The sequence below is a fragment of the Pseudomonas sp. A014 genome (assembly GCF_052378495.1).
Classification (GTDB): domain Bacteria; phylum Pseudomonadota; class Gammaproteobacteria; order Pseudomonadales; family Pseudomonadaceae; genus Aquipseudomonas; species Aquipseudomonas machongensis.
This window is the reverse complement of sequence record NZ_CP199001.1, coordinates 5,833,183-5,849,140: the sequence shown is the minus strand read 5'-3', so window position 1 is coordinate 5,849,140 and position 15,958 is coordinate 5,833,183. Positions and strand designations below refer to the sequence as shown.

Annotated in this window: 14 protein-coding genes; 13 read left to right on the top strand and 1 reads right to left on the bottom strand. The window is 64.4% G+C overall.

The features are described 5' to 3' along the window. The first annotated feature begins 80 nt into the window (after window positions 1-80). The 7 genes from ACTYOL_RS26955 (at window position 81) to ACTYOL_RS26925 (ending at window position 8,889) form a co-directional block, all read left to right on the top strand. Entirely contained in the window at window positions 81-1,418 is a 1,338-nt protein-coding gene (locus ACTYOL_RS26955; protein ID WP_063541776.1) for a TolC family outer membrane protein, read from the top strand. Window positions 1,419-1,463: 45 nt separating this feature from the next. Then, window positions 1,464-3,620, top strand: a complete 2,157-nt coding sequence (locus tag ACTYOL_RS26950) for a type I secretion system permease/ATPase (RefSeq protein WP_444757351.1) — start codon at window positions 1,464-1,466, stop codon at window positions 3,618-3,620. Further along, the gene (locus ACTYOL_RS26945; RefSeq protein WP_065862335.1) at window positions 3,610-4,986 is read left to right on the top strand and encodes an HlyD family type I secretion periplasmic adaptor subunit; all 1,377 of its coding nucleotides are present in this window, start codon (window positions 3,610-3,612) and stop codon (window positions 4,984-4,986) included. The genes ACTYOL_RS26950 and ACTYOL_RS26945 overlap by 11 nt, the downstream gene beginning before the upstream one ends. Before the next feature lie 215 nt (window positions 4,987-5,201). Next, a complete protein-coding gene (locus ACTYOL_RS26940) occupies window positions 5,202-6,101 on the top strand; it encodes a TauD/TfdA dioxygenase family protein (RefSeq protein ID WP_063541772.1) in 900 nt (299 codons plus the stop codon). Window positions 6,102-6,119: 18 nt separating this feature from the next. After that, window positions 6,120-7,139 carry an ABC transporter substrate-binding protein gene (locus ACTYOL_RS26935; RefSeq protein WP_444757350.1) on the top strand — a complete coding sequence of 340 codons (1,020 nt, stop codon included), beginning with the start codon at window positions 6,120-6,122 and terminating at the stop codon, window positions 7,137-7,139. Window positions 7,140-7,145: 6 nt separating this feature from the next. After that, a complete protein-coding gene (locus ACTYOL_RS26930; protein WP_054895006.1) occupies window positions 7,146-8,009 on the top strand; it encodes an ABC transporter ATP-binding protein in 864 nt (287 codons plus the stop codon). A gap of 16 nt (window positions 8,010-8,025) precedes the next feature. Further along, window positions 8,026-8,889, top strand: a complete 864-nt coding sequence (locus ACTYOL_RS26925) for an ABC transporter permease (RefSeq protein WP_054895005.1) — start codon at window positions 8,026-8,028, stop codon at window positions 8,887-8,889. 39 nt (window positions 8,890-8,928) lie between these two features. Here the strand turns inward: ACTYOL_RS26925 and ACTYOL_RS26920 are convergent, their stop codons facing one another. Next, window positions 8,929-9,486 carry a WYL domain-containing protein gene (locus tag ACTYOL_RS26920; protein ID WP_444757349.1) on the bottom strand — a complete coding sequence of 186 codons (558 nt, stop codon included), beginning with the start codon at window positions 9,484-9,486 and terminating at the stop codon, window positions 8,929-8,931. 204 nt (window positions 9,487-9,690) lie between these two features. Here ACTYOL_RS26920 and ACTYOL_RS26915 point away from each other — a divergent pair, with 204 nt between their 5' ends. The 6 genes from ACTYOL_RS26915 (at window position 9,691) to ACTYOL_RS26890 (ending at window position 15,667) form a co-directional block, all read left to right on the top strand. Beyond that, the gene (locus ACTYOL_RS26915) at window positions 9,691-10,503 is read left to right on the top strand and encodes a tetratricopeptide repeat protein (RefSeq protein ID WP_063541768.1); all 813 of its coding nucleotides are present in this window, start codon (window positions 9,691-9,693) and stop codon (window positions 10,501-10,503) included. A gap of 140 nt (window positions 10,504-10,643) precedes the next feature. Continuing rightward, on the top strand, window positions 10,644-11,087 hold the full coding sequence (locus tag ACTYOL_RS26910) for a MarR family winged helix-turn-helix transcriptional regulator (protein ID WP_063541766.1): 444 nt from the start codon (window positions 10,644-10,646) through the stop codon (window positions 11,085-11,087). Further along, window positions 11,084-13,171 (top strand): FUSC family protein, encoded by a 2,088-nt coding sequence (locus tag ACTYOL_RS26905; RefSeq protein WP_444757348.1) that lies wholly within the window; start codon window positions 11,084-11,086, stop codon window positions 13,169-13,171. Before ACTYOL_RS26910 ends, ACTYOL_RS26905 begins: the two co-directional genes overlap by 4 nt. Beyond that, complete coding sequence (locus tag ACTYOL_RS26900) at window positions 13,168-13,380, top strand: DUF1656 domain-containing protein (protein WP_054895000.1); 213 nt, start codon at window positions 13,168-13,170, stop codon at window positions 13,378-13,380. Before ACTYOL_RS26905 ends, ACTYOL_RS26900 begins: the two co-directional genes overlap by 4 nt. Then, entirely contained in the window at window positions 13,377-14,252 is an 876-nt protein-coding gene (locus tag ACTYOL_RS26895) for an efflux RND transporter periplasmic adaptor subunit (protein ID WP_063541762.1), read from the top strand. Before ACTYOL_RS26900 ends, ACTYOL_RS26895 begins: the two co-directional genes overlap by 4 nt. Beyond that, window positions 14,249-15,667, top strand: a complete 1,419-nt coding sequence (locus tag ACTYOL_RS26890) for an efflux transporter outer membrane subunit (RefSeq protein WP_444757347.1) — start codon at window positions 14,249-14,251, stop codon at window positions 15,665-15,667. Before ACTYOL_RS26895 ends, ACTYOL_RS26890 begins: the two co-directional genes overlap by 4 nt. Window positions 15,668-15,958 lie beyond the last annotated feature (291 nt).

The window sequence follows — 15,958 nt, the reverse complement described above, 5'->3', positions numbered from 1 at the left end:
AGTTCAGGCCGCCATTTTCAGGGGCCAGACCCGCTTCGGCCGTGATTTGGGACAACAGCGCCACTTGGGAATCAGTAAAAATGCGTGCGTCACTTTTCACCGTTCTTCCTCTCGCCCTTGCAGCCTCCATTGCCCAAGCACAAACCCTGCCGCAAGCCATGCAACAGGCCTTGGACGTGCACCCGGAAATCCAGGCCGGGGTCAACGCCCGCACCGCCGCGGACTATCAACTGCGCGCCGCGCAGGGTGGTTACCTGCCGCGCGTCGACATGACCGCCGGCTACGGCCGCGAGGGCAGCGATTCGCCGAGTACGTCGCATCGCTGGGAGACTTTGAACCGGGGTGAGTCAAGTATCCGTCTCCGCCAAATGGTTTTTGACGGTTTTGCCACCTCCAGCGAAGTGGGCCGTCAGCAAGCCACGGTCAACGCTCGTGCCTACTCCCTGATGGGCACCTCCGAGCGCACCGCGCTGACCGTTGCCCAGGTCTATCTCGATGTCCTGTCGCGCCGCGAGATGGTGCGCCTGGCCGAAGACAACCTGCGCAACCACGAACGCATCCTCGACCAGATCAAGCTGCGCACCAGCCGTGGCGTCGGCCGCCTGGCCGACCTCGACCAGGCCGAAGCGCGCCTGGCGCAGGCGCGTAACAACCTGATCACCGAGCAGACCAACCTGGCCGATGCCAATACCAACTACCTGAGCGTGATCGGGCAAATGCCCGACGAACTGAGCGCGCCTGCGCCGTTCATCGACCTGCTGCCGGCCACCCTGGACGAGGCTCGTCACCAGATGGTCGAGAGCAGCCCGATCCTGCGCTCGGCAGAATCCGACATCGCTGCCGCCGAGAAGCAATACGAAGCGGCAAAGTCTAGTTTCTATCCGCGTTTTGATGCAGAGCTCGGACGGACGGCAGACAACAACCTCGACGGTTCGGTCGGCCACAACAATGAGTGGCAGGCCATGCTGCGCATGAACTTCAACCTTTACGCCGGTGGCAGCAACAAGGCCGACCTGGAATCGAAGTCGTATCTGGCCAACCAGGCGCTGGATATTCGCAACAACGCCTTGCGTCAGCTCAATGAGGAGTTAGGCTTGGCATGGAATGCTCTGGACAACGCCAACGCCCAGTTGCCGATCGCCCAGCAGTATGTCGATCACAGCACCCGGGTGCGCAGCGCCTACCAGCAGCAGTTCGGCCTGGGCGAGCGAACCCTACTGGACCTGCTCGACAGCGAGAATGAAACCTTCACCGCGCAACGTCGTCTGGTAGAAGTGAAGAACACTCAGTTGTTTACTCAGTACCGAATCAAGGCGACCATTGGTCAACTGCTGAAGAGCCAGGGTGTCGTAGCCCCCATGGCGACCGTCGTACAGAACGACCTGAAGCCAAAGGTGAACCTGCCAGGCATGAACTGAAGGCGCACCTGTCCTATCCAACCGCAAGGATGAAGAGAGCGCCGCGTGGAATCTGAAGTCAGTCGAGTACAACTCAACCATGATCCACGCAGTCAGCATGACGATCCGCTACTGGACAGCCTGCTGACCCTGTGTGTCCTGCACCAGAAACCCGCCAGCCGGGCCATGCTCACCACCGGCCTGCCGCTGCCGGCGCAGCGCCTGAGCGTCGAGCTGCTGCCGCGTGCCGCAGCTCGCGCGGGTCTGCAGGGGCGCCTGCTGCAACGCAAGCTCGAGCAGATCCCCAGCATTGCCATGCCGGCGATGCTGCTTCTGAAGGAAGGGCGCAGTGCTGTCCTGCTCGGCTGGGAAAATGAAGACACCGCACGCCTGTTGCTCAGCGAGAGCGACGGCGGGGAAGTGCTGGTCACCCGCGAGGCGCTGCTCAGCGACTACAGCGGCAAGGTGTTCTTCGCCCAGCCGCAGCACAAGTTCGACGTCAACCACGGCAACCTGATCCCGCGCGCGCGCTCCTGGTTCCGCGACACCCTGATGCGCAGCAAATGGCTGTACATCGACGCCATCGCCGCCAGCCTGGTGATCAACCTGATTGCCCTGGCGGCGCCGCTGTTCGTGATGAACGTCTATGACCGCGTGGTGCCCAACCAGGCCACCTCGACGCTTTGGGTGCTGGCAGTGGGCATCGCCGGTGCCTACGTCTTCGACCTCATCCTCAAGGGGCTGCGCAGCCTCTGTCTGGACCTTGCCGGCAAGAAGACCGACCTGATCATTTCCGCGACGCTGTTCGAGCGTATCGTCGGCATGTCGATGAAATACCGCCCCGCGCGGGTCGGCAGCTTTGCGCAGAACATCCACGAGTTCCAGGGGCTGCGCGACTTCCTCGCTTCGCTCACCCTCACCAGCCTGATCGACCTGCCGTTTACCCTGCTGATCCTGACGGTGATCGCCATCATCGGTGGGCACCTGGTATGGATCCCGATATTGGCCTTCCCACTGGCCCTGAGCATCGGCTATGCCCTGCAGAAACCATTGATGGCGACGATGGAGCGCACCATGGCGCTGGCTTCCGAGCGCCAGTCCAGCCTCATCGAGACCCTTGCCGGGCTGGATGCGGTCAAGGTCAACAACGCCGAGAGCGAGCGCCAGTATATGTGGGAGCAGACCCTCGGCACCCTCAGCCGCCTCGAACTGCGGGTCAAGGTACTGTCGGGCCTGGCGATGAACATCACCATGCTGATCCAGCAGCTCGCCGGTGTGGCGATGATCTGCGTTGGCGTGTACCTGATCATCGACGGCAACCTCAGCATGGGCGGCCTGGTGGCCTGCTACATGCTCAGTGGTCGCGCGCTTGGCCCGCTGGGCCAGCTCAATGGTCTGCTGGCCCGCTACCAGCAGGCCAAGGTGACCATGGTCGCCACCGACCAGATGATGGAGCTGCCCCAGGAGCGCAATTTCGAAGAGCGTCCGCTGAGCCGCCAGGTGCTGCAGGGTGCGGTCGAGTTCCGCGGCGTCGAGTTCACCTATCCGAACCAGCAGAACCAGGCGCTCAAGGGCATCAACCTGGTCATTCGACCTGGCGAGAAGGTCGGCATCATCGGCCGCAGTGGTTCGGGCAAGAGCTCGCTGGCCAAGTTGATCGTCGGCCTGTATGAAGCCGACGGCGGCTCGCTGCTGGTCGATGGCGTCGATATCCGCCAGATCGACGTCAGCGAGTTGCGCCACAATATCGGCTATGTGCCCCAGGATATCCAGTTGCTGGCCGGGACCCTGCGCGACAACCTGGTCAGCGGCGCCCGCTACATCGAGGATGAGCTGATCCTGCAGGCTGCAGAGCTGGCCGGCGTGCATGAATTCGCCCGTCTTCACCCCGACGGCTATGAGCTGCAGGTTGGCGAGCGCGGCCAGAATCTCTCCGGCGGCCAGCGCCAGAACGTCGCCCTGGCCCGTGCCTTGCTGCTCAATCCGCAGATCCTGCTGCTCGACGAACCCACCAGCGCCATGGACAACACCGGCGAAGAACGTCTCAAGCAGCGCCTGGGTGCGGTGATCGAAGGCAAGACCGTGTTGCTGGTCACGCACCGGGCTTCGTTGCTGTCGCTGGTGGACCGGTTGATCGTCATCGATCGTGGACAGATCGTCGCGGATGGCCCGAAAGCCGCCGTCATGGAAGCGCTGAAGAAGGGGCAGATCAGTGTTGCATAAGCTGGATTTCGGGCGTTTCAAGGACAACCTGCGCCGCTATTTCAAAGGCTCCGAATCGCTGGCAGGCCAGCCGCTGCCAGAGGTCAACAAGGCGCTGATCGAGGATGCGCCGCGCATCGTGCGCCTGACCATCTGGGGCGTGATTGCCTTCTTCGTGTTCCTGATCGTATGGGCCAGCGTTGCGCCCATCGATGAAGTGACGCGCGGCGAAGGCAAGGCTATTCCTTCGTCCAAGGTACAGAAGGTGCAGAACCTCGAGGGCGGCATCGTCGCGCAGATCTACGCGAAGGAAGGCGAGATCGTCGAAGTCGGCCAACCGCTGCTGCGTCTGGACGAAACCCGCTTCGCCTCCAACGTCGACGAGACCGAGGCCTCGCGCCTGGCCATGGCCCTGCGCGTGCAGCGCCTGAGCGCCGAGGTCGACGACACGCCGCTGCAGATCGATGAAGAACTGCGCAAGGCCGCGCCGAGCCAGGCTGCCAGCGAACAGTCGCTGTACCAGAGCCGACGCCAGCAGTTGCATGACGAGATCAGTGGCCTGGAGCAGCAACTGGTGCAGAAGCAGCAGGAACTGCGCGAGTTCAACTCCAAGCGCGCCCAGTACGCCAACAGCCTGCAGTTGCTGCGCCAGGAAATCGCCATGTCCGAGCCGCTGGTGGCCCAGGGGGCGATCTCGCAGGTCGAGGTGCTGCGCCTGCGTCGCGCCGAAGTCGAGAACCGTGGCCAGATGGACTCTACCGCCCTGGCCATTCCCCGTGCCGAAGCGGCGATCAAGGAAGTGCAGAGCAAGATCGAGGAGACCCGCGGCAAGTTCCGCAGCGAGGCCCTCACCCAGCTCAACGAGGCTCGCACTGAGCTGAACAAGGCGACGGCCACCAGCAAGGCGCTGGATGACCGGGTCAACCGCACCATGGTCACATCGCCCGTGCGCGGTATCGTCAAGCAACTGCTGGTGAACACCATCGGCGGCGTGATCCAGCCGGGCAGCGACATCATCGAGATCGTGCCGCTGGACGACACGCTGGTGGTAGAGGCGAAGATCCTGCCCAAGGATATCGCCTTCCTGCACCCCGGCCAGGAGGCCACGGTGAAGTTCACTGCCTACGACTACACCATCTATGGCGGCATGAAGGCCAAGCTCGAGCAGATCGGTGCCGACACCATCACCGATGAAGACAAGAAGACCACCTACTACCTGATCAAGCTGCGCACCGACAGAAGCCACCTGGGCTCTGACGAGAAGCCGCTGCTGATCATCCCCGGTATGGTCGCCACGGTGGATATCCTCACCGGCAAGAAGACCATCATGAGCTACCTGCTCAAACCGATCATCAAGGCGCGCTCCGAGGCGTTGCGCGAGCGGTGATCCTGTGTGGGAGCGGCGCTCCTGTAAGCCCGCTCCTGTATATGCATATTCGCTAAAGATATTTAAATTTCCATTCTTATGACTTTATAGTCACTGCCACTGCGTACCTGCCGACCAATCGGCGCGCCGCACGACTCGAACCCACACGGGAAATCCCCGTGCGTTTCTGAATCGATGCGCGCCCCTGAAAGTCGCGCACTGCGTGGGAGTGAACAATGTCAGCCGCCTCGAACGCCTTGTCGTCCATCGACAGCGCACAGCCGCAACGCTTCGAAATCCGCCCCTTCTCCGGTGCCGTCGGTGCCGAGATCATTGGGCTGGACCTGTCCCGGCCGGTCAACGCCGAAGATTTCAACCGTATTCATCGCGCCCACCTGGACCATCACGTCCTGGTGTTCCGCGACCAGCGCATCACCCCCGAACAGCAGATCGCCTTCAGCCGCCGTTTCGGCGTACTGCAGATCCATGTGCTCAAGCAGTTCCTGCTGGAAAACCACCCCGAGATTCTGATCGTTTCCAACATCATCGAGGACGGTCGCAACATTGGCCTGGGTGATGCCGGCAAGTTCTGGCATTCGGACCTCTCCTACAAAGAGCTGCCGAGCCTCGGCTCGATGCTGCACGCCCAGGAACTGCCCAGCGAGGGTGGCGACACCCTGTTCGCCGACATGCACAAGGCCTGGGACGCGGTGCCCGATGCGCTGCGCAAGGTGGTCGAGGGACGCAGCGCTGCGCATTCCTATACCGCTCGTTATTCGGAAACCAAGTTCGAGGGCAACTGGCGCCCGACCCTGACCGCCGAGCAACTGGCCCAGGTCAACGAAGTCATCCACCCGGTGGTACGCACTCACCCGGAGAACGGCCGCAAGGCGCTGTTCGTCAGTGAGGGCTTCACCACTCGCATCGTCGGCCTGCCCGATGACGAGAGCCGCGATGTACTGCAGCAGCTCTACGCCCTGAGCGTGCTTGAGCAGAACATCTACCGCCACGCCTGGCAGCCCCACGACATGGTGTTCTGGGACAACCGTTCGCTGATCCACCTGGCTGCCGGCTGCCCCGCGCACCTGCGCCGCAAGCTCTACCGCACCACCATCCAGGGCGATGCCCCGTTCTGACGACTGAGGACCCTCATCATGCGTAAATCCATCAGCCGCCTGGCGGCCAGCATCGGCCTGGGCGCCAGCCTGATCGTAGGCGGCCTCGTGGCGCCGGCGGTGGCCCAGGCCGAAGGCAAGATCCGTATCGCCGAGCAGTTCGGCATCGTGTACCTGTTGCTCAACGTCGTTCGTGACCAGCAACTGATCGAGAAGCACGGCAAGGAGCAGGGCATCGACATTCAGGTCGACTGGGCGCAGCTTTCCGGGGGCGCGGCGATCAACGATGCGTTGCTGTCGGGCTCTGTGGACATCGCCGGCGCCGGCGTCGGGCCGTTGCTCACCGTCTGGGATCGCACCTACGGCCGGCAGAACGTCAAGGCCGTGGCCTCGCTGGGCAACTTCCCGTACTACCTGGTCAGCAGCAACCCCAATGTGAAGACCATCGCCGACATTTCCGAGAAGGACCGTATCGCCGTGCCTGCGGTGGGTGTTTCGGTACAGTCGCGCTTCCTGCAATACGCGGCGGCCAAGCAGTGGGGCGACAAGGAGTACAACCGCCTCGACAAGTACACCCTGGCCGTGCCGCATCCAGATGCCACAGCCGCGCTGCTGGCCGGCGGCACCGAACTCAACGGGCATTTCTCCAACCCACCGTTCCAGGACCAGGCGCTGGCCAACAAGAACGTGCACATCGTGCTCAACAGCTACGACCTGCTCGGCCCCAACTCGCCAACCCTGCTGTTCGCCACCGAGAAGTTCCGCAAGGACAACCCCAAGACCTACAAGGCATTCGTCGATGCGCTCGCCGAAGCCGCCGACTTCGCCCAGAAAGACAAGGCCGCAGCCGCCGATACCTACATCCGCGTGACCAAGGCCAAGATCGATCGCAACGCGTTGATCAAGCTGATCGACAACCCGCAGTACGAGTTCACCATCACGCCGAAGAACACTTACCCACTGGCCGAATTCCTCTACCGGGTCGGCGCCATCAAGCACAAGCCCGAGTCGTGGAAGGACTACTTCTTCCAGGATGAGCGCCCATTGCAAGGGAGCTGATCGACCATGACCGCCCCATTGCCAGGCCACACGGCCAGCAACCTGAGCCGTGTCGACACCCCACCGCTGCTCAAGGTGGACAATCTCAGCCTCGAATACCGCACCGCGCAGCGCGTGGTGCGGGCTACTCACCAGGTCAGCTTCGAAGTCGATCGCGCCGACCGCTTCGTACTGTTGGGCCCGTCCGGGTGCGGCAAGTCGACCTTGCTCAAGGCCGTGGCCGGTTTCATCGAGCCGCGCGAAGGGCAGATCCTGTTGCAGGGCCAGCCGGTCAAGGGCCCAGGTCCTGACCGCATTGTCGTGTTCCAGGAGTTCGACCAGTTGCCGCCATGGAAGACGGTCAAGCAGAACGTCATGTTTCCGCTGCTGGTCTCTGGCCAACTCAAGCGCGCCGAGGCCGAGGCGCGGGCGCTGCACTATCTGGAGAAGGTCGGCCTGGCCGCCTTTGCCGATGCCTACCCGCACACCTTGTCTGGCGGCATGAAGGCGCGTGTGGCGATTGCCCGCGCGTTGGCCACGCAGCCGAAGGTGCTGCTGATGGACGAGCCCTTCGCCGCGCTCGACGCCCTGACCCGACGCAAGATGCAGGAAGAATTGCTGCTGTTGTGGGAAGAGGTGCGCTTCACGTTGCTGTTCGTCACCCACTCTATCGAGGAGGCGCTGGTGGTGGGTAACCGCATCCTCTTGCTGTCGCCGCATCCGGGACGGGTACGGGCCGAGGTGCACAGCCACCAATACGATCTGGGCAGCCTGGGTGGCAGCGATTTCCAGGCCAGCGCCCGGCGTATCCATCGCCTGCTGTTCGACGAGGCCGGTGAGCCGGAGCAGGCCTCGGACCTGGGCTTCAACGATATCCGCATCGCTTACTGACAGGAGGAGCCTGCGCATGACGACCACACCTGCACGCCAGGAATACGAAGTGCCGCTGCAGCCCCTGCCAGGGCTTTCGCTGGAGCGTGATCTGCCGCTTGCCCAACGTCTGTGGCAACAGGCCTGGTTGCGCAAGACCGTGATTCTTGTGCTGCTCGCCTTGATCTGGGAGGCGGTGGCGCGCTACACCGCCAACGACCTGCTGCTGCCGACCTTTCTGCAAACGGCGGTGGCGTTCTGGGACGGGATGGTCAGTGGCGAGCTGCCGGCGAAAGTCGGGGTCTCGCTGGTGGTGCTGCTCAAGGGCTATGTGCTGGGGATCGTACTGGCCTTCGGGTTGACCAGCCTGGCGGTCTCGACCCAGTTCGGCCGCGACCTGCTGGGTACCCTGACCTCCATGTTCAACCCACTGCCGGCCATCGCACTGTTGCCGCTAGCCCTCTTGTGGTTTGGCCTGGGCGACAACAGTCTGATCTTTGTGCTGGTGCACTCGGTGCTCTGGGCACTGGCGCTCAACACCTACGCGGGCTTTCTCGGCGTGTCCGAGACCCTGCGCATGGCCGGGCGCAACTATGGCCTGCGTGGGTTGCGCCTGGTGCTGCACATCCTGGTGCCGGCGGCATTGCCGTCGATTCTCTCGGGTCTGAAGATCGGCTGGGCCTTCGCCTGGCGCACCCTGATCGCCGCCGAGCTGGTGTTCGGCGCCAGCAGCGGCAAGGGCGGGCTGGGCTGGTACATCTTCCAGAACCGCAACGAGCTGTATACCGACAAGGTGTTTGCCGGGTTGGCGGTGGTGATCCTGATCGGCTTGCTGGTGGAGGGCCTGGTGTTCAATACCCTCGAGCGGTTGACCGTACGGCGTTGGGGGATGCAGAGGTAGTTCCGCGCGCAAGCAGGTTGGGTGGCTGTTTCCGCGTTATCAGGTCAGGTATCGGGCGGCCGCATTACTCAGCGTCTTGTGAATCTCATCTCTCAGCGCCTGCGGCTGCTCGACCACCACGGCCTCACCCTGGCCCAATACCCACCAGCGTAACGTCCAGCCGTCTTCTACTGTCGCCCGCAGTCGATGGCCATGGTGCAGCGCCGTCAACTGCATGTTCGCGCTCAACGGCACTTCTCGCAGCTGTCGCGCCAGCTGATCGCTGACCCACGCCTGCAGTTCCAGCCCCGTGCCCTGACGGGGCTGCTGCGGGTCGCCACGCAGGTAGTCGAGCAAGTCGAAATTGCCACGCGGCTCGCCCATGGCGCTGGCCGACCAATGCCAGCCGAATGGAATGCTCTTGTCATTGCGCTCCAGCGGAAAGATCAGCGACAGCTCGTTGAGGTCGCGCTCGACCGTACGCTTGCTGACATTGAAGCCGACATCGCGCAGGCGCCAGACCAGTTCGGCGCTGGTGACTCCCGGTGAGCGGCTGGGCAATTGACGCAGCAGCGCCCACTGGCGGCTGAGGGTGGCGCGGGTAGTGGCGAACGGCAAAGGGTAACGTCCTTGTCTAGGCTTGCGGCATTAGCATGGCGGGCACCGCGGCAGATGGCAATTCGCTACTTTGCGCTGAGATCGCGGAACTGCGATTTGGTTGCGTCGAGGTGAATCGTTCGCGACAGGTTTCGTCGTGTCGTCGCGCAGAATCGCCTCATCACAGTCGAGGTCGGAACTGTGGGACGTTCAATGAGGATGAACATGTCTGCTGCCAGCAATATCCATTCGCTGCTCGCCCGTCTCCTGCCCGAGCGCATCGTGCCTGCGCCAGCCATTCCCCGGCGACACCTGCGCCTGTTCGCTGGCGTCGGCATGCCCACCCAGTGGGCGGTGCTGGGTGAGCGCTCTGCGCTGGTGAGCCGTCTGGACGAGGCAGTGGATGTGCAGGCGATCTATGCCGACCTGCGGCACCAGGCACTGGAGGGCAATGCCGCGGTGCTCAACGACCTAGGCTGGATCTGGCTCAATGGCCGCTACTGGCGCGCCGACACGGCGCTGGCCAGCCATCTGCTGCGCATGGCCGCGCTGCAGGGCAACGCCGCGGCCTGGTTCAACCTGGGGCAACAGCACTATTTCGGCAAGGGTGTGACGGTGTGCTATGCCACCGCCGCGGAGCATTACCGGCATGCTTTCGAACGTGGCCTGTCGCACGCTGCTGCGGCCCTGGGCGACCTGTACGAGGAAGAAGTCTGCGACGCCGATCAGGACTGGGAGGTAAACCCGGCCGAGGCATACCAGTGGTTCCTGCGCGGGGCCCAGCGTGGCGAGGCACGTTGCCGGTTCGAGGTGGGCTACCGGCTGTTGCATGGACTGCATGTCGAGTCGGATACGCGGGCGGCGCTGTACTGGCTGGAGCTTGCCGCGGGGGCGGGGGTGATGCAGGCGGCCGAGGAGCTGGCGGTGCATTTCAGTCGCAGCGATGAAGGACGCTACCTGGAGTGGCGCGACCAGGCGATCGCGCTGGGCAGCACCCTGGCCTTGACCATGAAGCTGGAGGACCAGGTTCAGCCTTGAGTCCGGTGGGATGGTGGTGAGGCCTTCGCGGGCAAGCCCGCTCCCACGAACACACTGTTCATCGCCCCCGGTTGACGAAGGGGGGAGGGCTGGGCGTATATTGATAGTTAGCAAACTATGAATATCCTCGGTTCTTCCACATGACACTCGACGCACTGCACCTGAAAGTCAGCAGCGGCATGGTCGTTGCCGGTCGCCACTGGCGGCGCATCTGCCATGCGGCACTGACCGGCTATGGCATCTCCGAAGCCTGTGCGGTGCCGTTGCTGATGATCGTGCGCCTGGGCGATGGTGTGCACCAGGTGGCCGTGGCCCAGGCCGCCGGCCTGGAAAGCCCGTCGCTGGTGCGTCTGCTCGACCAACTGTGCAAGGCCGGGCTGGTGTGCCGCACCGAGGATCCGCTCGACCGACGTGCCAAGGCGCTGAGCCTGACCGCCGAAGGCCGCACCCTGGCCGAATCCATCGAGCGCGAGCTGGTACGTCTGCGCCGCGAGGTGCTGCACGGTATCTCGGCCGCCGACCTGGAAGCCACCCTGCGGGTCATCCACGCCTTCGAAGTCGCTGCACAGGGGGCGCCGGTGTGAACGGCTTCTTCAGTTCGGTACCGCCGGCGCGCGACTGGTTCTATGGCGTGCGTACCTTCGCCGCGTCGATGATTGCCCTGTACATCGCCTTGCTGATGCAACTGCCGCGCCCCTACTGGGCGATGGCCACGGTCTATATCGTGTCCAGCCCCTTCGTCGGCCCCACCAGTTCCAAGGCCTTGTACCGCGCAGTCGGCACGCTGCTCGGTGCTGGCGGCGCGGTGCTGCTGGTGCCGCCGCTGGTGCAGTCACCGTTGTTGCTGAGCATCGCCATCGCCCTGTGGACCGGCACCTTGCTGTTCCTCTCGCTGAACCTGCGCACGGCCAACAATTACATGCTGATGCTGGCCGGCTACACCTTGCCGATGATCGCCCTGGCCGTGGTCGACAACCCGCTCGCGGTGTTCGATGTCGCCTCGTCGCGGGCGCAGGAAATCTGCCTTGGCATCGTCTGCGCCGCGGTGGTGGGTGCGATCTTCTGGCCGCGTCGCCTGGCGCCGGTGGTGGTGGGCGCCACGGGCACCTGGTTTGGCGAGGCGATCCGCTACAGCGATCTGTACCTGAGCCGAGACACTGACGCCGGAAAGGTCGCGGGCCTGCGCGGCTCGATGGTTGCCACTTTCAACAGCCTGGAGCTGATGATCGGCCAGCTCGGCCACGAAGGCGCCGGCCCGCACACCGTGAAGAACGCCCGGGAACTGCGCGGCCGCATGATCCACCTGCTGCCGGTGATCGATGCCCTTGATGATGCGCTGGTCGCCCTCGAAGGTCGCGCGCCGGAGCAGTTCGCACAGGTCCAGCCGCTGCTGGCATCGGCCCGAGAGTGGCTCAAGGGCACCGCCGACAGCGCTTCGGTCGCGCGCTGGACCGCGCTGCACGAGCAGATCGACCGCCTGCAACCGCACGCCGATGCGCTCGATCAGCGCCATGCCCTACTGCTGTCCAACGCCCTCTACCGCCTCAGCGAATGGCTCGATCTCTGGCAGGACTGCTGCACCCTGCAGCATGCCCTGCGCCTGGACGACACCAAGCCCTGGCGGGCGGTCTACCGTCATTGGCGGCTGGGCCGCCTGACGCCATTCTTCGATCGCGGCCTGATGCTGTATTCGGTGTTCTCCACCGTCACCGCGATCATCGTCGCCTGTGGCCTGTGGATCGGCCTGGGATGGAACGACGGCGCCAGTGCCGTGATCCTCGCCGCCGTGGCCTGCAGCTTCTTTGCGGCGATGGATGATCCGGCGCCGCAGATCTACCGCTTTTTCTTCTGGACGCTGATGTCGGTGATCTTCTCCAGCGTCTACCTGTTCCTGGTGCTGCCGAACCTGCACGACTTCCCGATGCTGGTGCTGGCATTCGCCGTACCCTTCATCGTGGTCGGCACCCTCACCGTGCAGCCGCGTTTCTACCTCGGCACCCTGCTGACCATCGTCAACACCTCGACCTTCATCAGCATCCAGGGCGCCTACGATGCCGACTTCTTCACCTTCCTCAATGCCAACCTGGCAGGCCCGGTCGGGCTGCTTTTTGCCTTCATCTGGACCTTGGTGGTGCGCCCGTTCGGTGTGGAGCTGGCCGCCAAGCGCATGACCCGCTTCACCTGGCGCGACATCGTCGAGATGACCGAGCCTGCGACCTTGGCTGAACAGCGCAAGGTCGGTGTGCAGATGCTCGACCGCCTGATGCAGCATCTGCCGCGCCTGTCGCAGACCGGTCAGGACAGCGGCGTTGCCCTGCGCGACCTGCGTGTGGGCCTGAACCTGCTCGACCTGCTGGCCTACATGCCGCGTGTCGGCCAGCAGGCCCGCCAGCGCTTGCAGACGGTCATCGAGGAAGTCGGCGGTCACTACTCGAGCTGCCTGCGCGCCGGCGAGCGCCTGCACGCACCTGCAGCGCTGCTGCGCAACATGGAGCGGGCACGCCTGGCGTTGGCACTGGACGAGCTGAACGAGCGCGGCGAGCCCCGCGTTCACCTGCTGCATGCCCTGGCCGGCTTGCGTCTGGCGCTGTTGCCGGGCGTCGAGGTGATGCTCGAGCCGGTCGAACAACCGCAACTGCCACCTGGAATCGACGGAGCGCCGCTGTGATCGGTGAACTGGATATCAGCGGGGTGTTCCTGCCCACGCTGCTGGTGATGATGTTTGCCACCTACCTGCTGTTCCTGGGCGTGCACGCTGTGCTGGTGCGCCTGCATTTCTACCGCCTGGTCTGGCACCGGGCGTTGTTCAACGTTGCTCTCTACGCCGTACTGCTGGGTGCGGTGGATCACTTTTGCCGAAGCCTGATGCTGCCATGAAAAAACCGTTGTTGACCTTGGGCCGTGTGGTCCTGACATTGCTGGTGGTGACCTTCGCGGCCGTGCTGGTCTGGCAGATGGTCGTGTACTACATGTTCGCGCCCTGGACCCGCGACGGCCATATCCGCGCCGACGTGATCCAGATCGCCCCGGATGTGTCCGGGCTGATCCAGAAGGTCGAGGTGCGCGACAACCAGGTGGTCAAGCGTGGTGACGTGCTGTTCACCATCGATCAGGACCGCTTTGGCCTGGCCTTGCGCCAGGCCCGGGCGACCCTGGCCGAGCGCGAGGAAACCCTGGCCCAGGCCGCCCGCGAAACCCGGCGCAATCGCAAGCTGGGCAACCTGGTGGCGGCCGAGCAGCTCGAAGAGAGCCAGTCACGCGAGGCTCGTGCCCGCTCGGCGGTGAGCGAGGCGCAGGTGGCGGTCGATACCGCGCAGCTCAACCTCGACCGTTCGGTGGTGCGCAGCCCGGTGGACGGCTACCTCAACGACCGCGCTCCGCGGGCCCATGAGTTCGTCACTGCGGGCCGACCGGTGCTGTCTGTGGTCGACAGCGCCTCGTACCATGTCGATGGCTACTTCGAGGAAACCAAGCTCAGTGGCATCCATGTCGGCGATGCCGTGGACATCCGCGTGATGGGCGATGACACACGCCTGCGCGGCCATGTCGAAAGCCTGTCGGCAGGGATCGAGGACCGTGACCGCGTCAGTGGCGCCAATCTGCTGCCCAACGTCAACCCGGCGTTCAGCTGGGTGCGCCTGGCCCAGCGGATCCCGGTGCGTATCGCCTTCGATGAGGTGCCGGCAGATTTCCGCATGATCGCCGGGCGTACTGCCACGGTGTCGATCATCGAGGGCCAGCGGCCATGAAACGCCTGATGCTTGCAGGGATGGCGCTGTCGCTGGGGGCCTGCGCCATGGTCGGTCCCGATTACCAGGTACCCGAGGATGCCGCGGTGCAGCGCAGCGACCTGAACGGCCCGTTGCGCCAGGATGCCGCGAGCGTGGTGTCGGCGCCGGTGCCGGATGACTGGTGGCAGTTGTACCAGGACCCGCGCCTGAATGCGCTGGTGCGCCAGGCGTTGAGCGCCAATACCGAGCTGCGCGTGGCGGCGGCGAACATCGCCAAGGCTCGCGCACAGGTCGAGGTCGCCGAGTCGCAGGGGGGCTTCAGCGGCGGCGCGAAGGCCGGCGCCCAGCGCCTGCAGGAGTCTGGCGAAGCTTTCCTGCTGCCGGAAAAAGTCCCGGTGGCCAACATCGGCGAGGCGATTCTCAGCGCCTCGTACCAGTTCGACCTGTGGGGTACCTTCAAGCGCGGCACCGAAGCTGCCAAGGCCAATGCCGACGCGGTGCAGGCCGCCGCCGACACCGCGCGCATCACCCTGGTGGCCGATGTGGTCAAGGCCTACACCCAGGTGTGCTCGGCCAATGAGGAGTACCACATCGCCCGCGAATCGCTCGACCTGCAGCAGCAAAGCGTGCAGTTGAACCAGCGCTTGCGCGATGCTGGCCGTGGCGACGAGACCCTCGTTACCCGCTCGCAGACCCAGTTCAAGTCGTTGCGTGCCGAGTTGCCGCGCTTCAAGGCCGAGCGCGAGGCCGGGCTCTATACCCTCGCCGCATTGCTGGCCAAACCGGTCGACCAGTTGCCGCCGGGCACCGCCGAGTGCGCCGAGCTGCCGCATCTGGCCCAACTGATTCCGGTGGGCGATGGCGCGGCGCTGCTCAAGCGCCGTCCCGACGTGCGTCAGGCCGAGCGCCAACTGGCGGCTGCCACTGCGACCATTGGCGTGGCCACTGGCGCCCTGTATCCGAACATCAGCATTGGCGCCCAGGTCGGCACCATCGGCATTCTCGAAAACCTCGGCGAGCCTTCGACCAACCGTTGGGGCTTCGGCCCGCAGATCAGCTGGGCCATCCCCACCAACGGCACCCGTGCCCGAATTCGCGAAGCCGAAGCCTCGACCCAGGCCGCGCTGGCGCATTTCGATGGCGTGGTGCTCAACGCCATCCGCGAAACCCAGACCCGCCTGGCGCAGTACAGCGCCTTGCTGGACCGTCGCGAAGCACTGGCCGATGCCGAGCGCTCGGCGCAGGAAGCGGCCGAACAGACCCATCGCCGCTATGAGGCCGGGCGCGAGTCGTTCCTCGCCGACCTGCAGGCGACCCGCGCCTATACCGACGTGCGTGCGCAACTGGCGGCGGCCAATACCCAGGTGGCGATGGGGCAGATCGGTGTGTTCCTGGCCTTGGGTGGCGGCTGGAAGGCGACAGCGGTGCAGTGAGTGGCACCGCGTCGTGGTATTCGTGGGCCTGTAGGAGCGGCGGTTCGGCGCCCCGACTTGTCCCGCGAACACGGGCGTAGCCCGTGCCAGGCAGCGCGGTGTCTTTTTCGCGGGTAAATCGGAGCGCCGAACCGCCGCCCCACAAGGTCTGCGCTATCTCTGGAGCGGGCTTGCCCGCGAAGCAGGCGCCCCCATTCCACGAGCAAACCGCGTAGAAAACGTTTGCGTATTTCCCGGTCCGACACTCAAGTATTCCTCCGCGACGCCGATCTACTAGCACCAGCGTCCCGG